Here is a 21050-nt window from a genome sequence, read left to right on the forward strand (position 1 = left end):
TGTCAGTGCGTGGGGCGCGTGCGGTTCATCGGGCTGCGCCTGCGCGTAGCGGGCCAGCATCCGCGCATAACGATCGACCACCTCGGGCCGGTTCGCCGCGCGTGCAAGGTTCAGCAAGACGATCAGCGTCGCCGGATCGTTGGCGAGCGTGCCGAGATGCGCGTCCGCCGCCGTCAGCGCGTCGTCGAGCAGATTGCCCGACTGCAGCGTGCGGATGCCCGCGATAAAACAGCGGCGCGCTTCGTCGCGCGTCCGTGCGGCGTCCTGTTTGCGGAACCACGCGTCGGCGGCCGCGTGGTAGTCGCCGACCTGCAGCGCGTAGCGCGTGATCTGCGTGTCCCACTCGTTGCGGCCTTTCGGATCGTGCGCCGACAGCTGCGCATAAAGATCCAGTGCGACCTGCGGCAATCCGGCCGCCGCCGCGCGCTGCGCGAGCCATTCGAGATCGCGCGGCGCCCATTGCCCGTTTGCGGCCGCTGCCAGCTTCGCGCGCAGGTCCTCGAGCGAGGCCGCCCGGCGCGGATCGGTTTCGACAAGCGCGAACGTGCGCTGCTCGGCAACGCCGAGACGCAGCATCGTTGCGGCGCGGCGCATGTCGTCGCCATGCAGGGCATCCATGCGTGCGGCAACGCGCTCCGCATCATCCGCGCGACCCAGATACAGATACTGCGCGCCGAGCAGCGACAGGAACTCTTCGTTGTCCGGCTGCACGCGCGACCACGCTTCGAGATAGGCGACGGAGAGATCGCTCGGCGCGCCGACCGACGCGATGCGCTGACGCATGCCGCCGCGCGGCGCCACCGCGTACAGGGTTGCAAGCACGACGGCGGCCAGCGTCAGCACGAGCCACGTCGACACGATGCGCGGGCGCTTCTGCGCCGCGGAACCGGCCGTTTGGGTTTCCACATTCGCCGTCGGATTAGCCATTGCAAGCAACCTCGACGGGCTGATAGTCGATGTTCAGACCGGCGGCGGGCGCCGTATCGAAACGCAGCTTCGTGCCGTCGCGCTTCGCCGCGACCGGGCGGCCCGCCACGCTGACGCTGCAGCGCTGCGCGTCCGCAAGCTCGACGAACGGCTGGTAATAACCGCCGAACGCGAACGACATGCCGCGGCCGTCGCGCTTGAAGTCGCGCACGAAGCCGTTGGCCTGCGAGATATAAGGCATGGTGTTCGAAGAGGCGGCCGGGGCCGGCGGGCGGGTCGCCGCCGCGCCCGCGGCCGGAGCCGCCGGGGCCTGCATTGCAACCGCCTCGCGCAAGGGCGTGGCGAATGCAACGCGCGCGGCGCCGTCGGCAATGTGGATATATGTGCCGTCCGGGCCGGCCGTGTAACCGGTTACGCCGCGCGATGCGCGCAGGTCGGGCGCATTCGTGCCCGGCCAGTGCAACTCGCGCACTTCGCCGTTGCCGCGCACGATCCACGTGCTCCCCGCCGCGTTTTCCGCCGCATTTTTCTCACTCGCCGCGCGCACTTCACGCGCCACCGCGAACGTGCGCCAGTCGAGCACCTTATGCGTGTAATCGGTGATCTTCACCGGCAGCACCGGTTGCTTCAACACCGCGGCAAAGATCTGGTCGAGCGCACGCAGCGATGCGATCTTCGTGCCGCTGTACATGTGGTAGTAGATGTCGATCGGCTTGAAGCGCAGCGGCCGGTCGGTCATGTCGAACGTTTCGAGCACGCGCGTGAAGCCGTAGAACGGGCCCAGCCAGTCGTTCGTATAAACGTTCTCGTCCTGATTGGGCGCATACACCTGATAAGCGCCCGGCCCTTTCGCCACGCCGATCGGCGCGATATTCGTCCAGCTGTTCGCGCTCTTCGTGATGACCGTGTCGCCGCCGTTGATATTGTCGACGCCCGCCGCATACACCTTGCGCACGACGATCGCCGGCGGCTCGCAGTTGCCTGGCCACTGCAGCACGACCGTCTTCTTGCCGGGCGGCGCGAGGCGCGAATTGATGTAGTCGATCGAGCCCGTGATCTCGCGGTCGATATTGAACTTGTAGTTCGGAATGTTCAGCGAGAACGCGGTGTCGCCGCCGCCGCGGTCGATCCGCTCGCCGGTTTGCGCATCGACGTTCTCCCATTCGAACGGATGCGAATACGTGTGCGTGCCGATCTCGACATACGGCAGCGCGAACATCTTGCGCGCGATCTCTTCGAGGCGCGGCGAGATCTGCGGATACAGGCCTTTCGGACCGACCTCGCCTTCGATCACCGACAGCGTCATCGGCACCTTGTAGCGCGTGAAGATCTGTTCGTAGAGCGCTTCGCCCGAGTAATCGGCGCCGGGAAATTCCGCTCGCGACGCAAAGCCGTCGCCATCGACGTGCGTCATGAAAAGACGCCGGCCATTTTCGGTCGTGACGCTAGGCGCCGGCATCGGCGTGAGCCGCAGCGCGTCGGCGAAGAATTGGATCGGCTGGATCGCCCAGCGCTCCTGGCCGATGCCGTTCAGCGAAACGACGGTGTACGGGCTCAACGCGTAACCGCCCCACGGCGTGATCGCGACCGGATCGAGCGTCGCTTCGCCGGACTTCACGCGCAGCAGCGACCGGCTCGCCGCACCGACGCGCACGCCCGTCAGATCGCGCGGACCGACTTTCGGGTCCGTCTCGAAGCCGATGATGGGATCGCGCGACACGACACTGACCGGTTCCGTGAACGGCCCCGCAACCGGCACGAGATCGAGCGCCGGGCCTTCGTCTTCGGCCGCGTCGAAACCGAACTGGCCGATAAACGCAACCGGCACATGCGACGCGATGCGCGCATCGAGCCATCTGCGCCACGCGGCGGTGTCGCGCGCTTCATCGCCTTCGAGCCAGACGACGACGCCCGCATAACGGTCCGGCGTCACATCGTCGGGCAAGCCCTCGTTGATATTCGCGTATGCGACGTCGTAGCCCAGATAGTTGAGCGGCGTCGCGACATCGCGCACGCCCGGCGTTTCGTCGAGCGGCAGATCTTCGGCGCGATCCTGCACGATCAGCACACGGCGCGGCAGCACCTCGATCGCGCCGATACCGACCACGTTGCGCGAAACGTTCGTCACATACGGCGTGATGCCGCTCGCCACGACCTGCGCGGCAGTCGCACGCGCGCAGGCGCGATCGTCGCCGGGACATGATTCGATCGAGATGACCGGCACGCCGGTGCGCTGCATGAACGCACGCGCGGCGCGACTGCGCGCGGCCCGCTCGTCGGCCGGGACGTCGAGCGTGCGCATGCCGGCGCCCGGTGCGGGACCGCGCACGAGCGAGGCGCCGACCACGGCATAGAGCGCTGCGGCGTGCGGCAGCGCGGCCGCTAGCGCGTCGTCGCCGCCGACGATCAGACGCGCGTCGGCATGCGCCGTGCGAATCGCGTCGATCGCGGCAATCGCGGTGGGCGTGTCGAGCAGGAAACCACGATAGCCGCGCTGCCACAGCGGCTCGATCTGCTGCGAGACGAACGACGATGCGTCGCCGCCCGCAGCGTGCGTGCGCGCGATCCACACCGTATGCGCGAGCGGATGCGCGGCGGGATCGAAGCCGCTTGCCGGGTCGATCACCACGGCATCGAAGGCCTGCAACAGATCGACGGGCGGACGCGCGCCGTCGAAGAAGGCGACGTTCGGCGCGTGGCCGCCTGGTGCGAGGTTGACCGGCGCTGGGGAGCCAGGCGCGGCGGTGTCCTGAATGCTGGGAGCCTGCGGATAGGTCTGGGCTTGCGCGCCGCGCTGCGACATGGCGCCCGCGCCGAGCATGACGACGGCGAGCGTCGCCCAGACGCACGCGGTATGCCGCACCGCAAATGCCGAAAAAAACCGGCGCACGCCCGCCGATAGCGGCTTCGCCGCCCCCGTCCTTGACTCCGTTGACATGATGGCTGTCCGTTCGCTTATTGCTTTTAACCGGACCATCGAATTACCTGCTTATCGACGGCTTATGCGACTTCCTGAATCGGATTCCAACGCACCGGTTTTCTTCTCTGCGAAGCAGCTATTTCCACGGTGAATCGCAGACCAGCAACGAACGGACTTCACGAAGCGCTATTCCCTGAATCGGCGCGCATTTTAGCGTGCGTTGCCGCACAAAGAAAAGCTCTTTTGTCGAAATAAACCGGGCAAAAACTACCGAATGAAACATCTGATTGATCAATAGCCCTTATCGATAAAGCCGCGCAAACGTTAAACAGAATTTCTGCATAAAAACGCATTTGCTGCATGCTTCTTTTTTACTGTCTGAAAATTCGGTGGAAATATCGGCAAACTGCGCGGAAAATTCCGGGCGCAATAGGCACGGCTGTTGCTCCGGTGGAGGCGGCGGCTGCCGCGCAGTGCCTGCGCTCGTGCCGCAATGCGAATTGCTCAGACCATTCAGCTACTCAACGATGGAGGGACTCATGCTTCGATACGCTGCCATCTTCTTCGTGATTGCCATCATCGCGGCCGTGTTCGGCTTCGGCGGTATAGCGGCTGGCGCCGCGGAAATCGCGAAGGTACTGTTCTTTATCTTTATCGTGATCTTCCTCGTGACGCTGCTGATGGGCGTCGTCAGGCGTTGACGCGCACGACGCCAGGCGCGCCCCGGCGCGCGCGGCCGCAAAAATTGCAACTCTTGCGAATGCAATTGAAATTGTTGCCGCCGCGCCGGTACGTCATATCAGTCCAGACGCGAATAATTCGGATAGCAAACGGGCTGCACCGACGGCGCAGATTGGCCGTCGAACCCGGCCTTCCAGCTGAGGACTTTACGACTGGGCTCGCGCTTCGAGTGCCAGCAACGCTTCGTTAAGCTTTTTTACCCGACGGCGTTGCGACGGCACAGAGGCAGCGGAGATGACGCTCTCCACGCGCTTGCGCCAGTATGAAAGCGGAATCCGATCATTCGCCGAGATACGGGTGAGCACCTGCTCGAGGTGCTGGATATCCGTTTCCAGCTGGTAATGATTCATGGCCTTCCCCCGTGACCGCCTGGCGTTTTTTGACAGCTATTCGACCGCCGGGCGTCCGACACAAGCTTTCTTGTTCGAGTGGAGAGTTGAACAGGCCATGGGCCCGTCCGCGGACCGACAATATGACATCGTCACAAAAGGTCGGGCAAGAGGCTCGCACAGTATGCGAGGATTCCTCAGAACTTAGCCTTCCGCGCAAATGCCGTGGGCCTTATATGCCCCACGCATCGGCGAAATCAGGAGACATCGGGCGATACCCCATCGGTCACTGGCACACCCCCTGGCGGCAAATCGTGGCTGATGAAACCGAGAATGAGCCGCACCATTTCGTCCTCGAACCTGCGCGTGCCAAGGTATTGGGGCCGCTCGAGCGCCGTTGCGAGCAACACCCCCGAGATCGCGCGAAACAGTACGAAGCGCGCTTCGTCGGCCGCGATGCGCTTGCCGAGTTCTGGATTCTCGTTATGCAACGTGTCCGAAATCATCCGGAAGTAGCGCTGCATGCCTGCGCCGATCGGCGAGTCGGGCGCGGCGTCGCCCCACTCGGCGCGCAAGATGCCATAGAGACGCGGCCTGTCGCCGATAAATGCGGCCATGGCGCGTATCATGCGGCGCGCATTGATGCCGGTGCCGAACGGCGCGGTGTCGACGAGCGCGTTGCTCATCAGTTCGATAAGGCGGTCCAGCTCACGCCGCGCAAGCGCTTCGACGAGGCCCTCCTTGTTCGGGAAATACTGATAGAGCGCGCCGATGCTGAAGCCCGCGGCGTCGGCCACGCGCTGAGTGGTCAGTCCTGATTTGCCATGTGCTTCGAGAGTGCGCGCAGCGGCTTCGAGAATGCTGTCGAGTGCGAATGACGCCCTGGCCTGCTTCGGCCGACGTCGTTCCGAAGACGAGTTGGACAAAGGGACTCCTATATCGGGACATGGCTATCTTAGTTGAGTTGGCAACGGCTTTCAGCAGGCACTGTGTAATATCCGCAACGTCCTGGGCGAATAGCGCAGCTTAAAGACCCTTCATTTCTTCATTCCATCTTCCCATCGGCGCCGATTGGGAAATCGACTTAAACGCCAACTCAACTCAGGGAGGACCGGAGGACAGTAATTCGAAAACCCTTACGAAATGAATAGAGGAAGACAAATGACTGACGATGAACGCGCGATTCGCGACGTCGTGGATACGTGGCTTGCCGCCACGCGAGCGGGCGATTTCGCTACGGTGTCGAACCTGATGGCCGAGGACGCCGTTTTTATGGTGCCGGGCGAAAAACCATTCGGCAAAACAGCTTTCATGGCCAGTGCCGAAAGCTTCAAACCGGCCCATTTCGAAGCGAAAGGCAATATCGAAGAATGACAGGTGCTGAGCGACTGGGCCTTCATACGCAATTATCTTGACGTGACGATGACACCGCCCGGCACGACGCAATCCGTGCGCCGCGCAGGTTATACGCTGACCATTTTGCGCAAGGAACCGGATGGCAAGTGGGTGCTCGCAAGAGACGCGAACCTGATGGTCATCCGATCGTAAGAAAAAGCCCTGCGCATGGCCGAATCGCGCGGACCGCGTAATGCGAAGAAAGTCACAATCGTCTAACTTCGTGTGGCACCGTATGCCGAATGCCTTATAACGTTTTGTTTGGGACTTGCAGCATTCCGCGAACCTGAGTAATAATCAAATCTCGATCCTCAGGGGGTTTCGTGGTTCTATCGCCTAAATTCACCAGCCCCAAACTGGCTGCGAAGATTCTTGGCGCACGTTCGGAACAACGCGTAATCGACATTCTGAATACGGCTCAAGTTGTATTCGGCGAGCAGGGCTTCGACCGCGGCACGACCGCGGAGATCGCGCGCCGGCTCAACATCTCCGAGGCGACGATCTTCACGTACTTCGGCAGCAAGCGTGAGCTTTGCCAGGAACTGCTCTACACCTGGTACACGATGATCACCGCGCAAATGGAAGAGGACTTTCCGCGCACCGAAGGCCTGCGCAACAAGATCGACTACGTGGTCACGCGGCACCTCAATTACCTGATGCAAGATACGAAAGGTTTTTGCGCGCTCATTCTTAGCGAAGGGCGCACGGTGCACGGCGAGTTCGCCGAAGATCTTGCCGATCTGAAACGCCGCTACCTGGCGAGCTTCATGGTCGCGTTGCGTGACGCGCAAACAGCCGGCGAGATCGACCCGGAAATCCGCTTATCGATTGTGCGCGACATGCTGTTCGGTATGATGGAACACATCCTGTGGCGCAATATCGAAGCCGACCGTGCTCCGGACATCCCCGCTATCGCATCGGAAGTCACCCGGCTCATCATGAAGGCGATCGCGCCGAATGGCGACGAATTACGCCGCCTTCGCCGGTTCCGCGAGGACGTCGCCGCGTCGCTCAAACATATCGATCAATAACGCGGCGGGAAAGGCGCTGCGCGGCGAATGATGGTCGCCGCACAGGCAAAGGGAGATGAAAGAGGCGTCACGCGGATCGCGCGGCGTGCAGGCGCGCGCCAGGGCACGCTCACACGCACGGGCTCGGGCCGCGTTCGAGATAGGTGGTCAACGCAATATAGCTTCGCGTTCCGGCAAAGCCTTCAATTGAATGAATGCGCTCGAGCAAACGTTCAAGACTTTGCGTGTCGCGCGTGCGAACCTTCAGGAGCATTGCGCTTTCGCCGGTGACGGTGTGAATCTCTTCGATATCGGGCAACTCTTCGAGCTGCAGCAACTGGCGGGTCACCATCCAGCTCGTCGTATCGACATGCACGAATGCAAGTAAGGGCCGTCCAAGTTTTGCGGCATCCATCGTCACGACGGTTGCCTTGACGACGCCATCCTGGCGCAAGCGCTTCGCTCGTTCGTGTACCGCAGGCGCGGATAGATGAAGGCGTTTGCCGAGTTCGGCGTACGTGAGGCGTGCGTCTTCCGATAACAACGCCAATAGTTTGCGGTCAGTAGCGTCCAGTGTCGTTCCCGCACACGATTTTTTGCGATCCTTATCGGTCCCTGAAGTCATCTAGCCTCACCTGAACAAATCAGAGGCTGGTTGAGCTTTAGTCAAGTTAAAAATGCAAACATCTACATCTTTTTAATGAACTCCGCCCAACGAGCCGAATTTACCAGCTGCGCGGGGTTGAGTATAGCTCAAGTGAAAAAATGATGCCCACAATATGTCGACACTTTGTATGGCTTCAATCAAATATCCGCGCTTTACAGAACATTGTTGTCTCGCAAAGTTGCTAATGCCGCGCGCGCCGCGTATTCGCGTAGTTCGCGCCGGATCACTTTGCCTGTCGCCGTTAACGGCAGATCGCCGACAAAATGAATGATGCGCGGATATTCGTGAGCGGCGAGTCTGGTCTTTACGTGCTGCTGCAAGTCGGCGCGCAATGCATCGTCGGGCGCATAGCTGCCGTTGAGCACGACGAATGCGGTGACCGTCTCGGTGCGTTGCGGGTCCGGCGTGCCCACCACGGCAGCCATGCGCACCGCCGGATGCCGCAACAGGCAGTCTTCGATCGGCGCGGGGCCTATCCGGTATGACGCACTGGTAATGACATCGTCGTCGCGGCCGACGAAGCGAATGAACCCTTCGTCGTCCGCAATGCCGGTATCGCCGGTCACGAGCCACTCGCCGCGAAATTTGTCGCGCGTCGCCGCATCGTTGCGCCAATAGCCGAGGAACATCACAGGGTCGGGCACGCGCACGGCGATATCGCCTTGCGTGCCGGCGGGGACCGCCTTGCCGGTTTGGTCGATAATCGCGACCTGATGGCCGGGCACCGCCTTGCCGATCGAGCCCGCGCGCGGCGCGAAAAGCGTCGCGCACGACGACAGCACGACATTGCACTCGGTCTGCCCGTAAAACTCGTTGATGGTCACGCCGAGCGCGCGCTTACCCCATTCGATCAACTCCGCGCCGAGCGATTCGCCGCCGCTTGCAACCGCACGCAACGCGAGGCGCCAGCGCTCCGGATGCTCGACGGTGCGCATCATTTCGAGCGCGGTCGGCGGCACGAACGCGTGCGTGACGGCGTGCCGCTGCATCAGATCGAAGGCCGCCCGCGCATCGAACTTCTCGAAACGCCGCGCGAGCACGGCGACACCGTGATGCAACGACGGCAGCAGCACGTCGAAGAGGCCGCCGATCCACGCCCAGTCGGCGGGCGTCCACATCAGCTCTGCGCCGTCCGGAAAGAACCCTTGCGACATCTCTACGCCAGGCAGATGTCCGGGCAGCACCCGATGGGCGTGCAGCGCGCCCTTCGGCTTGCCGGTGGTGCCCGACGTGTAGATGATCACGGCCGGGTCGTCAGCCGAGGTGGGCGGCACGTCGAACGCTTCGGAACTCGAATTCAGCGCGTCCCAGAACGGGCGCACGCCGCTCGATGCAGCACCAGACGCGCTGTCGCGGCCGTCTTCATCGACGCAATAAACCGTGCGAAGTTCAGGCAGCGACTCGCGCAACGGCGCTATCTTCCGCAGGCCGGCCAAGTCGGTGACGAGCGCGGCCGCGCCGCTATCGGCGAGGCGATACTGCAGCGCGTCGGGGCCGAACAGCGCAAACAATGGCACGGCAATCGCACCGCACTTATAGACGGCCAGATGCGCGATCGCCGTCTCGACCGACTGCGACAGAAAGATGCCGACCCGGTCTCCCTTTCGCACGCCGTCGCGCCGCAATGCATGGGCGAAGCCGTCGGTCCAGCGCTTCAGTACATCGAACGTATAACGCTCGATGCGGCCGTCCTGCGACTGCTGGACAATCGCGAGACGCCCGCTGCCATCGGCCCACTTGTCGCACGCATCGACGCCGATGTTGTACTGCGCGGGAATGCGCCATTCGAAACGCGACGATGTCTCCTCGTAGCCGTCGAAACGATTCAGCATGAAGCCTCCGAATATTGTTCGCCTGAAGTTTGATCGGAGCGTGTTCCAGCGATCTTACGCCGCACATCCTTACGATACGCTCACTTGTTGGTCTGCCCTGCCGACGGCTTCAACGTTCGCAAGCCCGCGAGGATCAGAAGCGCGATCACGGTGCTAAGAATCGCGGTCGCCTCGCGCCCGAGCCCGGCCGCGACGCCGACGCCGGCGGCAAACCACAGGCTCGCCGCGGTCGTGAGTCCGCGCACTTCGCGCTCGGCGCTTAGCTTGATGATCGCGCCGGCGCCGAGAAAGCCAATGCCCGACACCAGCCCTTGCAGCACGCGGCTCATGTCGTCCTGCGCAAAACCGGCCTGCAACGGCACGAGCACAAAAAGCGCGGAGCCGGTCGAGACGAGCATATGCGTGCGCAACCCGGCATCGCGGCCGGCCAGTTCACGCTCGAAGCCAAGCATGCCGCCGAGCGCGAGCGCGACGCACAGCCGTATGACAAGCTGAGTGATGCTCGACACATCGTTGAGATCGGAGAACTCGCGCTGCACGACAGCCCAGACCTCCTGCATCCAGCCGTTCATATTGGTTCTCCTTACTGACTACAGAAAACAGGCGCATGGGCCGCGTCGATCCGCGGGCCGGCATCATGGCTGCGCGACACCGGTCGTGTGAGGCTGGAACCGGGGTGCGATCCGATGCCAGTATGATGACGGCTGCGAACGGACGCGCAACGATCTGCCGCACGCTGCCGCATGCAAAGCGGCAACGCCGTTGTCAAACATTGTCGACGGATGGCCGAACCGGGTCTTTGTACCTATTGCCGTCGGGGCCGCCGCGCCCTCACAATGCGCGCACTTCGGGAGGAACATGAAGAGACGTCTGCTGCTCGCTGGGGTGAGCGTGCTGACTGCCTGTACGGCGGTATCGAATGTGGAAGTGCGGCCGAATGGCTCGTTGATTATCACGAGCCGTGCGCGCAACAGTTTTGCGTCATGGAACAGCATCCGCAATGCGGGATTGAAGCACGCGAATACGTACTGCCGCGAGCAGAACAAGCGTATGCACGCGATCTCGGTGCATACGATCGGTGTGCGCGGCGTCGACAACGAGTCCATCGAAATCACGTTCGAATGCTTCTGACGCGCGACGCCGTCGTTGTCCGCTTTATGCTCAGCCGGCGCGCAACCAGTAATCGATCAACGGTCCGGTTCGGCCCAGCACCGGATCGCACGGCGGAAACGGCAACGCCTCCATCTTCGCGCATTCTTCGCGCGTCAGCGCCTCGCGGCGAATGTCCCACTGCTGTCCTGCCGGGTACGCCCCGACCACGCTGAACCGGCCGCTTGCCGATTGCCGGCAGTGACCGGTGCCCGCGGGCAGCAACATCACATCGCCGGCACGCACGTGCAGCACCCGGCCGCGCGGCCCGCCGAGAATCACATCGGCTTCCCCGGACACGATGGCGAGCACTTCGTGCGCGGTCGAATGGAAATGGTGATAGTCGAAGATGCTGTCGCGCCAGCGCGCCGGCCACTGATGTTCATCGAACAGCGCTTCGATCGCGGCGGCGCGCTCTTCCGCGTCGCTACCCGTGTCGGCTTGCAGCGCATTGCGGTACACGACTACCGGTAGCTTGCGATTGTTCGGCACCCAGTCGTGAGGCGCCAGCTTGAATACTTCGACAGCGAGTTTCGTTGCATCGGCTCGGATGGCGGGGTCCGCATGCATGGGTTGCCTCCAGCGATCGTGATCGTTACCGGTCAGGCAGTACCGGCGCGGGTCCGGTTCCCGACGATTTCGCGCAGCGCAAAGTCGGAGGGTCCGGGCGCGGGCACGCCTTTCGGCGGGTCCGGTTCGCCCAACGGGTCGGCGGCATCGGCGGGGTCTGCGGGATCGGCAGAATTTGCCTGATCGTGTTTCGCGGGCGACTCGCTCTTTTCAGGCAGCGGCTGATTGAGGCCGGGTTCGACCGGCGTAGGAATCGCATCGCCGATCGGCTTCGATGTTTCAGTCGGCGACTCTTCAGAAGGATCGAACGGCGCCGTGCTGTCTTCGCCGGTGCCGGGTCTGGTCGTGGCCATCGTGCGCTCCATGAACACTGCTGAGCACACGACGCAGCAACGGGCGTACCCGGCGCAAGCGACGACCGGCGTTATACCGACGCGCCTTGTGTGGGCGCGCCTTGCCGCGGCTTGCGCGCAAGCATCTTGCATAACCGGCTGGCGGCAATCGACCCGGCAACGGCGAGCACGATCGGCACGAGCATCGCATAGCGCATATGGGTGAACTCCGCGATCAGCACGACTGCGCTGATCGGCATATTCATCGATGACGCGAGAAACGCGGTCGCGCCGACCAGCGCAAACGCGCCGGTGGGCAAACCGATGCCGAACAGGCCGCACACGCTGCCCAGCACGATGCCGGCGAGCGAGCCGATCGCGAGGCTCGGCGTCAGCACACCGCCATACGCGCCCACGCGCAGGCTGCTGATCGTCACCGCTACTCTGAGCGCGAGCAGCGCGGCGGCGAGCCCAATGGTCAGATGGGTGTCGAAGCCGAGTTGCGCGGCGCTTTTGCCGTTGCCGAGCAATTGCGGAAAGTAGATGGCGAGCGCGCCGACCGCCGTGAAGTTCAGCATGCAGAATACGGCCAGGCGCCAGCCGCCGCGCGGGGCCGCCGCGCCTGCCTTCTTCGCGGCCCAACTGAAGCCGTAGGCGGCCACGCCGAGAACCGGTCCGACGATCACAGCCCAGATAATCAGGCTCGTGCTGTCGGTGAGCTCGGGCACGACGTAAAGCGGTGCGTTGCCGAGACCGAGACGCGCGATAAGCGCGGCGATCACCGAAGCGGCGAGCGCCATCGCCACCGCCGTTACATTCAACGTGACGAGCAGCACTTCGAGCACGAACACCGCGCCGCCGAGCGGCACGTTATAGACCGCCGCCAGCCCCGCCCCCGCACCGCATGCGATCAGCAGACGAACCTCGGCGGGCGTGAGCCGCGCGAGCTTCGCAAGCCAGCCGGAGATCACCGCGCCGAGTTCGCGCGGCGCGGTCTCGCGGCCAAGCGGCGAACCGAGCGCGACCGTGACGATTTGCAGCAGCACATGCACGAGCGTCGTGCGAGCAGGCATCGGCGCATCGGATGAGGCGAGCGTCTTCGCGATGCTGACGAGCGGCCGCCCGAAACGATGCAGCGCCCACCAGCCGAACCCCGCGATCACGCCGCACACAAACATGACGATCACACGACGCAGCGGCGACGCATCGGTCACACCCTGCAGAAAGGTTTGCGTATCGACGAGCTTGTCGAGGCTGTAGCCGTACGCGACATGCTGGATGCCGTGCAGCAGCAGCGCGAGCAGCGCGCCGCCGAGCCCCGCGCCGATGCCGGTCGCGACCGTCGCCACCGCGAGCCGCACCGCGGCGCGGCCGGAACGCGGCGGCTGCGAAGGCGCGCGGACGGTTTCGGAAGGCATGAAGGAGGTTCCTGAAAGGCTTGAGCGACCCGAGCACTATAGGATTTACATGCTGATGAATCAAATCGCTGCCTGGACTATTCATGTGCCCGCTGCAGCGGCGCGCGCGGCCGATATGCCGCGCGCCTCTGCGTCGCCATCAGTCTTGCAAAGCTACGCGAAGCGAGCGCTTCGCCGTTTCAGAACCGCACTGCCGGAATGCAACCCGCACTCAGCCCGCACGCGGCCCTTCACTCGCCGCTACAAGCGCATTGCCTCCATCAAGCCGCCGCGAACGCATGACGCAGCTTCTCGAGAAACCTCAGATACGCAGTCGCACCCGGATCAGGATGCCCGATGCTGCGCTCCTGAACCCACGCGGCGCGGCCCTTCTGCGATTGCAGCGCGGCCGTCGCGTCGATCTGCTCCTTCGCCTTGCCGATCATCGCATCGAGCAAGGCGGCCGCGTCGCTCGGCGATGCTTCAAGCACATCGAGGCTCGGCACGAGCGCATCGAGCACGGTCTTGTCGCCGACCTTGCTCTTGCCGCGTTCGGTAATGCGCGCCGCAATCGCGCGGCCGATGGCGAGCGCGTCGGCTTTTTCAAGTGCCTGTTTTCCTGTGACGGTCTTTGCCGCCGCAAGCAAACCGCCGCCGACCAGCGCGGCAAACGTCGACGGATTCGCGGTTGAAAACGCCTTGCCCGCGGCGAGCAACAGGTCGGACGCCGACGCATCGGCGGGCAGCGCGGCCCACGCCGCGACCACCGCCTTCGAACCCGACTGCACAGTGATGCCGAGGTCGCCATCGCCGAGCGCCGCGTCGAGGTCGCGCAATTCGTCGGTATGCGCCGACAGCGCATCGAGCGCGCGGCTTACGCGCTCGCGTATTTCATTGCTGGAAACGGTCATGTGAATCGCTCCTCACTCCGGTTCAACGAGATGCCCTGATTGCCGCTTGATTACCATCACACGCGATCAGCTCAACATCCAGTCGCGAAAGAACGGCGAACGCGCGGGCGCCGCGAGCAAGGCTTCAAGTTCGTCGTCGAGCTTCATCACGGTGATCGATGCGCCGGCCATCTCGAGGCTTGTGACGTATTCGCCGACGTACGAGCGTGCAATCGTAAGCCCCTGGTCCGCGATATTTTTCGCCGTGCGCCGATACAACAAATACAGCTCTTCGAGCGGCGTGGCACCAAGGCCATTGACCAGCACCGCGACGCGCGTGCCTTTCGGCGCCGCGAGGTCACGCAGGATTTCGCCGGCGAGCCGGTCCGCAATCGCATCGGCCGTTTCCAGCGCGCCGCGATGCGTGCCCGGTTCGCCATGAATGCCGATGCCGATTTCCATCTGGCCTTCGGGCAGCGTGAAGGTCGGCTTGCCGGCGGCCGGCAGAATGGTCGGCGACAAGCCGACGCCCATCGTGCGGCACGCGTCGTTTGCCTTTGCCGTGATGCGCGCGACGTCTTCGAGCGAATCGCCGCGTTCGGCGGCCGCGCCGCCGCACTTGAACGCGAACACCATGCCCGCGACGCCGCGCCGGTCGCTCGCGCGCTCGCGCGGCGCCGACGCGACATCGTCGGTCAGCACCACCGTCTTCACGTCGATGCCTTCCGCTTCGGCGAGATCCGCCGCGAGATCGAAGTTGAGCACGTCGCCGCCGTAATTGCCGTACACATAGAGCACGCCTGCACCGCCGTTCACGGCTTTGGTCGCTTCGAAAATCTGCTCCGACGACGGCGACGAAAACACATTGCCGACCGCGACGCCGCTGCACAACCCCTGCCCCACATAGCCGAGAAAGCCCGGCAGATGGCCGGACCCGCCGCCCGTCACGATGCCGACGTGCCCGGCTCGCGGCGCATCGGCGCGCACGAGCGCGCGGTGATCGTCGGTGGCGGGCTTGATCCAGCCCGGGTGAGCGACAAACAGCGACTCGATGATTTCGTCGACGAATCGGTCCGGCTGATTGATGATCTTTTTCACGCGTTTCTCCAGAGATTGGTTTGCCTGAAAAGAAAAGGGATTCAGTTCTTGCGGCGCTGGCTCAGCGCATCGAGCATCACCGCGGCGAAAATCACGCCGCCTTGAATGAATTGCGTCCAGAACGGGTTCACGCCGAGCAGCGAGAGCCCGACGTTGATCACGCCGATCAGCACGACGCCGATAAAGGTGCCGACAATCGAGCCACGGCCGCCCGCGAGCGAGGTGCCGCCGATCACGATGCCCGCGATCACCTGCAGTTCGAGCCCATTCGCGGCGGAAGGCAGCGCGGAATTCAGGCGCCCGGCCAGCACGATGCCGGCGATCGCCGCGGTCAGGCCGGCGAGCGCATACGTAATGAACATCACGCGCTGCACCGGAATACCGGCCAGACGCGCCGCTTCGCGATTGCCGCCGACCGCGAACACCTGATGGCCGAAGGTCGTCTTCCTCAACAGCACATGGCCGATCACGAACACGACGAGCATCACGAGCATCGGCATCGGCAAACCGGCGATCGACTTCGCGCCGAACACGGTGAACGCGTTCGGAAAATCGAACTTGGTGCGGCCGTCGGAAATCGCGAGCGTGAGACCGCGCGCCATCGCCATCATCGCGAGCGTGACGATAAACGGCACGAGCCGCAGCCACGCGACCGCAAAGCCGTTCAGCGCGCCCACGCCCGCGCCCACCGCAAGCGCGATCACGAGGCCCGCCAGACCGAGGCCGAGCGCATCCGGCGGCGAGCCGGCCATGAAGGTTGCGGCCACCATGCCCGTCAACGCGACGAGCGAGCCGACCGACAGATCGATGCCCGACGTGATGATGACGAAGGTGCCGCCGACCGCCGCGATGCCGACCACCGACACCTGCACCATGATGTTGGTCAGCGTGCTCGTCGTCAGAAACTCCGGCGACGCGAACGACAACACGATGCAGATAATCACCAGTGCCGCGAACAGCGGCCCGATGCCGCTGCGCAATTGCCGGATCACGCGTGTCGACCACGCCTGCGAATCGGCTTCTTTTGCTGCCGTCGAATTCATGCGCCTACTCCTGTCGTCGCCCATTGGATCACCGTCTCCGAATCGGCCTCGTCGCGCGGCAATTCAGTGACGATACGGCCGCGGTACATCACCAGCACGCGGTCGGACATGCCAAGCAGCTCCGGCAATTCGGAACTGACCATCACGACCGCGGCGCCCGCGCGCGCCATCGCGATCATGTGCGCGTAGATCTCGGTTTTCGCGCCGACGTCGATGCCGCGCGTCGGCTCGTCGAGCATGATCACTGCGGGACCGGTTGCGGTGGCGCGGCCGAGAATCACTTTCTGCTGGTTTCCGCCGGACAGATTGCCGGTGATCGCGGCGACCGACGGCGCGCGCACCGCGAAGCGCGCGCTGGCCTCCTGTGCGAGCTTGCGTTTGCTTGCGCTGCTCACGAAACCGCCTGTGGCAAGTGCTTTAAGGCTCGATAGGGCGACGTTTTCTTCGATGCTCGCATCGAGCACGAGCCCTTCGAGCTTGCGGTCTTCGGCGGTATAGACAAGACCCGCGCCGACGCCGGCGGTCGGCGAATGAATATCGACCTTGCGGCCGCGCACGTGAATTTCGCCTTCGGTCACCTTCTGCGCGCCGAAAATCGCCTTCAGCAACTCGGTGCGGCCGGCGCCCGCAATGCCCGCGATGCCGACGATTTCGCCGGCGCGCACGGAAAAGCTCGCGTGCCGCACGACGGGCGGGCTCGCGACGTCGCGCACCTCGAGCACGACGGGCCCGTATTCGCGCGGCTCCCACGGATAGAACGAATCGAGGTTGCGCGCGACCATCGCCTGCACGAGGTCCTGTTCGGTCCATTGCGACATCGGCCGTGCGTCGACGGTGGCGCCGTCGCGCATCACGACGGCCGAGTCCGCAAGCTCGAACACCTCTTCCAGATGGTGCGAAATAAAGATGATGCCCATGCCCGCTTCGCGCAGCCGCCGCACGACGCGATACAGGTTCGCGATATCGTCGTGCTGCAGCGCGGCGGTCGGCTCGTCCATCACGAGTATGCGCGCGTCGCGCGCCAGCGCCTTCGCGACTTCGACGAGCTGCCGCCGGTTGAGCGGCAGATCGCCGAGCCGCATCGAGGGCGCTACGTTATCGAGCCCGACTTGCGCGAGCGCCTCGCGTGCGCGCCGTTCGGCGGCACGGCGGTTCACGAAACCGCCGCTTGCCGGCATACGGCCGAGAAACAGGTTTTCGGCCACCGTCATATCGTTGACGAGCGACAGCTCCTGATAGATCACCGCGACGCCCGCATCGATGGCCGCATGCGTGCCGCGCGCAAGCGCCACGCCATTGATCTCGATCGTGCCTTCGTCCGGCTCGTAGGCGCCGGACAGCGTCTTGATCAGCGACGATTTGCCCGCGCCGTTCTCGCCGACAATCGCCATCACATGCCCTGCATGCAGCGAGAGGCTCACGCCGCGCAGCGCCTTGACACCGGGAAAGCTCTTGACGATGCCTTCCATATGCAGCAACGGCGGCGCGCCGCCCAGGCGCCCTTCGGCGCGGGCGGCGGCCTCCTGCTGCGAACTCATTTCGGCATTCATGGATGATTCCGTCCTGCTTCAATGCATGCGTTAAAGCGGAGCGTGCAAGGAAGCGCGTGCGTCGCATCGGGTCGCGAGGGACTGCGGCGCGACGCCCGCGCCATATCGATCCCGCCGCTTACTGGCTGACTTCGAGCGACCACAAACCGTACTTCTTCACTTCGTCAGAATCGATATTCGCCTTGTCGATCAGAAGCGTCGGCCACGCGTAATTCGCCGGCACGTCCTTCTTCGCGACGTAATCCGCAATGAAGCTCAGCGATTTCGCGGCCATCTGGATCGGGTTCTGCGAGATCGTCGCGTCCTGCTTGCCGGCGCGAATCGCGGACAGCGCCTGGGCGGTGCCGTCCGCGCCGATCACCATGATGTGCTCCTTGTCGCCGAGCGGCTTGTAGCGGCCCGCGTTGTCGATCGCCTTTTCGGCGCCGACGGTGTTGTCGTCGTTGGCGCCGAACACGGCATCGATCTGCGGGAATTTCTGCAGGATGTTGGTCATCGCGTTCAACGATTTTTCCTGATCGAAGCCGCCCTCCTGACGCGCGACGACCTTGATGTCCGGATACTTCGCGATTTCATCGCTAAAGCCCTTTTCGCGGTCCGTTGCGGCCGTCGTGCCGACGAGGCCGATCAGATCGACCACATTGCCCTTCGGCGAGCCGTAACGCGCCTTCAGTTGATCGGCAATCCACTTCGCCGCCGTCTGGCCCAGCGCGACGTTATCCGATGCGACGAACGACGTGACCTTGCCGCCATCGGAGCCGCGATCGAGCGTGAAGACCGGCACGCCCATCTGGTTCGCCTTCTGCACCGCGGGAATGATCGCCTTGGAATCGATCGGATTCAGCACCAGCGCGGTGACGCCCTGGCTCAGCAGATTGATCGCATCGTTGACCTGCTGCTGCGCATCGCCGTTCGCATTGGTTTGCACGAGTTCGAAGCCTTCGGTTTTCGCGCCCTTCTCGACGCCGAGTTTCAGGCCCACAAAGAACGCATTGTTCAGCGTCGAGACGGAGAAGCCGATCTTCGTCTTGCCGCCGTTCTCGCCGCCACCCGACGCGGACGCGGCCGGCGCCGCGCTGGCCGCGGCGGGCGCGCTGGCGCTCGTGTCGCTGGCGGCGTTACTGCCCGACGACGACTCGTTTTTCGAACAGCCGCTCAGGACGGCGGCGGTGCAAAGCAGTACGGCCGCGGCCGACGGGCCGAATGAGGTCCAGCGATCGAATCTTCCTGCGCTCCAGGCCATGAGTGTCTCCATTGTTCAAGTTGTGTGCGCCGTACCGGCACATCCGGTCTGGCGTTGGTGCAACGAAACTGCGGCAAAACGAAACTGCGATGCAAGACCCGAGGCCCGTGACGCGCATCGTGCGATGCGCGTCAGGACCCGTCGCTACCGCTTGCGCGGCGCAAACCATAGTTGCTGAATTTCTTCACCACCTCGGCGATTTCGTCGTCGGACAGCACCGGCGGCGGCCCGAGCTGACTCGCGAGCAGATACTGCTTCGCAAGCACTTCCACTTCGTTCGCGAGCCACAGCGCCTTTGCCAGATCGCGGCCGAGTGCGATCACGCCGTGATGCGCGAGCAGACATGCGGTGCGGTCTTTCAGCGCTTCGAGCGCATAGTCGGACAGCGCCTGGCTGCCGAAGGTCGCGTACGGTGCGCAGCGGATCGAGTTGCCGCCCGCGGCCGCCACCATGTAGTGATGCGCGGGAATGTCCCTGCCGTGAATCGCAATCGCGGTGGCCGCGCTCGAATGCGTGTGCACGACCGCGCCGGTTTCGCTGCGCGCGCGCAGGATGTCGCGATGAAAGCGCCATTCGGTCGAAGGACGGCTTTGCGCGAAAATCGGCGCGTCGGCCTCGACATCGAATGGCAGCCACACGATTGCCTCGGCGGTGAGTGCGCCTGCGGGCACGCCGCTCGGCGTAATCAGCAAGCCTTCGTTGAGGCGCGCGCTGATATTGCCGGACGTGCCCTGATTGATGCCGAGGCGCTCCATTTCGCGAGCGGTATGCACGATGTCGGCGCGCAATGCGGCTTCTTGCGCGCTTTGCGCATTCCGCGCGCCGGAGGGATGGTTGCCCGCTCTGGCGCCGCTTGAGCCGCTTGCACCGATTGTGTCGCTCATGCCGCGGCTCCTCCGAAAAGCGCCGCGAGATTCGCCTCGAACGGGGTGCGGACGATGCCGCGTTCGGTGAGGTAACCCGTCACGAGATCGTGCGGCGTCACGTCGAATGCAGGGTTACGAACCTTGATTCCCGCAGGCGCAATCGGCTTGCCGCCCAGATGCGTGACTTCGCTGTCGCGACGCTCTTCGATGACGATGCCGCGGCCGGTCGGCGTCTGGAAATCGAGCGTCGACGACGGACAGGCGACGTAGAACGGCACGTTGAAATAGCGCGCGGCAAGCGCGACGCTCAGCGTGCCGATCTTGTTCGCGAAGTCGCCATTCGCGGCCACGCGGTCCGCGCCGACTATCACGACATCGATCAATCGTTGCGCCATCAACGATGCGGCCATGCTGTCGGTAATCAAGGTGACGTCGACGCCGGCCTGTTGCAGTTCGTATGCCGTCAAGCGCGCGCCCTGCAGCAACGGCCGCGTTTCGTCCGCGTAGACGCGAAACGCGATACCTTCGCGCTGCGCGGTGTAGATCGGCGCGGTCGCGGTGCCAAGACCGGTCGTGGCAAGCGCCCCTGCGTTGCAGTGTGTGAGCACGCCGCAACCGGTGGTGATGAGCGGCAAGCCGTGCCGGCCGATGCCTTCGCATAGCGCTTCGTCTTCGTGATGGATGCGCGTCGCCTCTTCGACCAGCGCGCGATAGAGCGAGGGCGTATCGGTGGCGGGCGCGCGGTCGGCCGCGCGCAGCATGCGCTTCAGGCTCCAGCTGAGGTTGACTGCGGTCGGACGCGCGCTGTCGAGATAGGCGGCCTGCTCTTTCAATGCGGCGCGAAATGCATCGAGCGGCCGATGCCGCACGCGCTGCACCGCGACGCATAAGCCATATGCGGCCGCCACACCAATGGCGGGCGCGCCGCGCACGCGCAATTCATGAATCGCACGCCAGACATCCTGTGCGGTGCTCAACGTCTCGACCACCGTCTCAGCCGGCAAGCGGGTCTGATCGAGAATCCGCAGACTGTCGTCGTCCCACGCGAGCGTGGCCGGCAGGTTCGGGAAAAGCGACGGCGAAACCATGCA

General features: G+C 64.0%; 19 protein-coding genes and 2 pseudogenes. 4 read left to right on the plus strand and 17 right to left on the minus strand.

All coding sequences use genetic code 11. From position 1 onward, the window contains the following. Together ACYPXD_RS23365 and ACYPXD_RS23370 are read right to left on the minus strand one after the other, a co-directional pair. Positions 1–927: pseudogene (locus tag ACYPXD_RS23365) on the minus strand (tetratricopeptide repeat protein); the annotation flags it as partial. Next, entirely contained in the window at positions 920–3748 is a 2829-nt protein-coding gene (locus ACYPXD_RS23370) for a sugar ABC transporter (RefSeq protein WP_459716757.1), read from the minus strand. The gene ACYPXD_RS23370 and the pseudogene ACYPXD_RS23365, both read right to left, overlap by 8 nt. A 638-nt stretch (positions 3749–4386) precedes the next feature. Here ACYPXD_RS23370 and ACYPXD_RS23375 point away from each other — a divergent pair. Then, a complete protein-coding gene (locus tag ACYPXD_RS23375) occupies positions 4387–4548 on the plus strand; it encodes a DUF1328 domain-containing protein (RefSeq protein WP_133649474.1) in 162 nt (53 codons plus the stop codon). A 186-nt stretch (positions 4549–4734) separates the two neighbouring features. Here the strand turns inward: ACYPXD_RS23375 and ACYPXD_RS23380 are convergent, their stop codons facing one another. Together ACYPXD_RS23380 and ACYPXD_RS23385 are read right to left on the minus strand one after the other, a co-directional pair. Then, a complete protein-coding gene (locus ACYPXD_RS23380; protein ID WP_459716554.1) occupies positions 4735–4938 on the minus strand; it encodes a hypothetical protein in 204 nt (67 codons plus the stop codon). A 236-nt stretch (positions 4939–5174) separates the two neighbouring features. Next, positions 5175–5843: a TetR/AcrR family transcriptional regulator gene (locus tag ACYPXD_RS23385; protein ID WP_459716557.1), complete on the minus strand. Its 669-nt coding sequence runs from the start codon at positions 5841–5843 to the stop codon at positions 5175–5177. Between the two features lie 235 nt (positions 5844–6078). Between ACYPXD_RS23385 and ACYPXD_RS23390 the strand changes: the two are divergent. Further along, positions 6079–6465: pseudogene (locus tag ACYPXD_RS23390) on the plus strand (SgcJ/EcaC family oxidoreductase). A 170-nt stretch (positions 6466–6635) separates the two neighbouring features. Beyond that, complete coding sequence (locus tag ACYPXD_RS23395) at positions 6636–7343, plus strand: TetR/AcrR family transcriptional regulator (protein WP_459716560.1); 708 nt, start codon at positions 6636–6638, stop codon at positions 7341–7343. Between the two features lie 109 nt (positions 7344–7452). Here ACYPXD_RS23395 and ACYPXD_RS23400 read toward each other — a convergent pair whose 3' ends face one another. The 3 genes from ACYPXD_RS23400 to ACYPXD_RS23410 form a co-directional block, all read right to left on the minus strand. After that, positions 7453–7947 (minus strand): Lrp/AsnC family transcriptional regulator, encoded by a 495-nt coding sequence (locus tag ACYPXD_RS23400; RefSeq protein WP_075157521.1) that lies wholly within the window; start codon positions 7945–7947, stop codon positions 7453–7455. Positions 7948–8141: 194 nt separating this feature from the next. After that, positions 8142–9821 carry an acyl-CoA synthetase gene (locus ACYPXD_RS23405; RefSeq protein ID WP_459716564.1) on the minus strand — a complete coding sequence of 560 codons (1680 nt, stop codon included), beginning with the start codon at positions 9819–9821 and terminating at the stop codon, positions 8142–8144. An 80-nt stretch (positions 9822–9901) separates the two neighbouring features. Then, positions 9902–10393: an MgtC/SapB family protein gene (locus tag ACYPXD_RS23410; RefSeq protein ID WP_459716567.1), complete on the minus strand. Its 492-nt coding sequence runs from the start codon at positions 10391–10393 to the stop codon at positions 9902–9904. Between the two features lie 286 nt (positions 10394–10679). Between ACYPXD_RS23410 and ACYPXD_RS23415 the strand changes: the two genes are divergently transcribed. Beyond that, on the plus strand, positions 10680–10952 hold the full coding sequence (locus tag ACYPXD_RS23415) for a hypothetical protein (RefSeq protein WP_459716570.1): 273 nt from the start codon (positions 10680–10682) through the stop codon (positions 10950–10952). A gap of 30 nt (positions 10953–10982) precedes the next feature. On the opposite strand, the gene ACYPXD_RS23420 is transcribed toward ACYPXD_RS23415, so the two are convergent. From ACYPXD_RS23420 to mtnA, 10 genes are all read right to left on the minus strand, one after another. Next, complete coding sequence (locus ACYPXD_RS23420; protein ID WP_459716573.1) at positions 10983–11540, minus strand: cupin domain-containing protein; 558 nt, start codon at positions 11538–11540, stop codon at positions 10983–10985. A gap of 32 nt (positions 11541–11572) precedes the next feature. After that, positions 11573–11893, minus strand: a complete 321-nt coding sequence (locus ACYPXD_RS23425; protein WP_459716575.1) for a hypothetical protein — start codon at positions 11891–11893, stop codon at positions 11573–11575. Between the two features lie 71 nt (positions 11894–11964). Continuing rightward, complete coding sequence (locus tag ACYPXD_RS23430; RefSeq protein WP_459716577.1) at positions 11965–13290, minus strand: chloride channel protein; 1326 nt, start codon at positions 13288–13290, stop codon at positions 11965–11967. A 260-nt stretch (positions 13291–13550) separates the two neighbouring features. After that, a complete protein-coding gene (locus tag ACYPXD_RS23435) occupies positions 13551–14180 on the minus strand; it encodes a DAK2 domain-containing protein (protein ID WP_459716580.1) in 630 nt (209 codons plus the stop codon). 66 nt (positions 14181–14246) lie between these two features. Next, positions 14247–15257, minus strand: a complete 1011-nt coding sequence (locus ACYPXD_RS23440) for a dihydroxyacetone kinase subunit DhaK (RefSeq protein WP_459716584.1) — start codon at positions 15255–15257, stop codon at positions 14247–14249. A 41-nt stretch (positions 15258–15298) separates the two neighbouring features. Beyond that, complete coding sequence (locus ACYPXD_RS23445) at positions 15299–16300, minus strand: ABC transporter permease (RefSeq protein ID WP_459716587.1); 1002 nt, start codon at positions 16298–16300, stop codon at positions 15299–15301. Then, a complete protein-coding gene (locus ACYPXD_RS23450) occupies positions 16297–17850 on the minus strand; it encodes a sugar ABC transporter ATP-binding protein (protein ID WP_459716590.1) in 1554 nt (517 codons plus the stop codon). Before ACYPXD_RS23450 ends, ACYPXD_RS23445 begins: the two co-directional genes overlap by 4 nt. A 118-nt stretch (positions 17851–17968) precedes the next feature. Next, complete coding sequence (locus ACYPXD_RS23455) at positions 17969–19093, minus strand: sugar ABC transporter substrate-binding protein (protein ID WP_459716594.1); 1125 nt, start codon at positions 19091–19093, stop codon at positions 17969–17971. 131 nt (positions 19094–19224) lie between these two features. Continuing rightward, positions 19225–19977 (minus strand): class II aldolase/adducin family protein, encoded by a 753-nt coding sequence (locus ACYPXD_RS23460; protein ID WP_459716597.1) that lies wholly within the window; start codon positions 19975–19977, stop codon positions 19225–19227. Then, positions 19974–21047 (minus strand): S-methyl-5-thioribose-1-phosphate isomerase, encoded by a 1074-nt coding sequence (gene mtnA, locus ACYPXD_RS23465; protein ID WP_459716600.1) that lies wholly within the window; start codon positions 21045–21047, stop codon positions 19974–19976. The genes ACYPXD_RS23460 and mtnA overlap by 4 nt, the downstream gene beginning before the upstream one ends. Positions 21048–21050 lie beyond the last annotated feature (3 nt).

Source organism: Paraburkholderia sp. 2C (assembly GCF_054589215.1).

Excerpts from the sequence above, each read along its gene's own strand:
- ACYPXD_RS23450 (WP_459716590.1), bottom strand. The coding sequence starts at position 17,850 with ATGAATGCCGAAATGAGTTCGCAGCAGGAGGCCGCCGCCCGCGCCGAA.
- ACYPXD_RS23380 (WP_459716554.1), bottom strand. The coding sequence starts at position 4,938 with ATGAATCATTACCAGCTGGAAACGGATATCCAGCACCTCGAGCAGGTG.
- ACYPXD_RS23405 (WP_459716564.1), bottom strand. The coding sequence starts at position 9,821 with ATGCTGAATCGTTTCGACGGCTACGAGGAGACATCGTCGCGTTTCGAA.
- ACYPXD_RS23455 (WP_459716594.1), bottom strand. The coding sequence starts at position 19,093 with ATGGCCTGGAGCGCAGGAAGATTCGATCGCTGGACCTCATTCGGCCCG.
- ACYPXD_RS23375 (WP_133649474.1), top strand. The coding sequence starts at position 4,387 with ATGCTTCGATACGCTGCCATCTTCTTCGTGATTGCCATCATCGCGGCC.
- ACYPXD_RS23435 (WP_459716580.1), bottom strand. The coding sequence starts at position 14,180 with ATGACCGTTTCCAGCAATGAAATACGCGAGCGCGTAAGCCGCGCGCTC.
- ACYPXD_RS23460 (WP_459716597.1), bottom strand. The coding sequence starts at position 19,977 with ATGAGCGACACAATCGGTGCAAGCGGCTCAAGCGGCGCCAGAGCGGGC.
- ACYPXD_RS23415 (WP_459716570.1), top strand. The coding sequence starts at position 10,680 with ATGAAGAGACGTCTGCTGCTCGCTGGGGTGAGCGTGCTGACTGCCTGT.
- ACYPXD_RS23430 (WP_459716577.1), bottom strand. The coding sequence starts at position 13,290 with ATGCCTTCCGAAACCGTCCGCGCGCCTTCGCAGCCGCCGCGTTCCGGC.
- ACYPXD_RS23370 (WP_459716757.1), bottom strand. The coding sequence starts at position 3,748 with ATGCTCGGCGCGGGCGCCATGTCGCAGCGCGGCGCGCAAGCCCAGACC.
- mtnA (WP_459716600.1), bottom strand. The coding sequence starts at position 21,047 with ATGGTTTCGCCGTCGCTTTTCCCGAACCTGCCGGCCACGCTCGCGTGG.
- ACYPXD_RS23400 (WP_075157521.1), bottom strand. The coding sequence starts at position 7,947 with ATGACTTCAGGGACCGATAAGGATCGCAAAAAATCGTGTGCGGGAACG.
- ACYPXD_RS23410 (WP_459716567.1), bottom strand. The coding sequence starts at position 10,393 with ATGAACGGCTGGATGCAGGAGGTCTGGGCTGTCGTGCAGCGCGAGTTC.
- ACYPXD_RS23425 (WP_459716575.1), bottom strand. The coding sequence starts at position 11,893 with ATGGCCACGACCAGACCCGGCACCGGCGAAGACAGCACGGCGCCGTTC.
- ACYPXD_RS23445 (WP_459716587.1), bottom strand. The coding sequence starts at position 16,300 with ATGAATTCGACGGCAGCAAAAGAAGCCGATTCGCAGGCGTGGTCGACA.
- ACYPXD_RS23420 (WP_459716573.1), bottom strand. The coding sequence starts at position 11,540 with ATGCATGCGGACCCCGCCATCCGAGCCGATGCAACGAAACTCGCTGTC.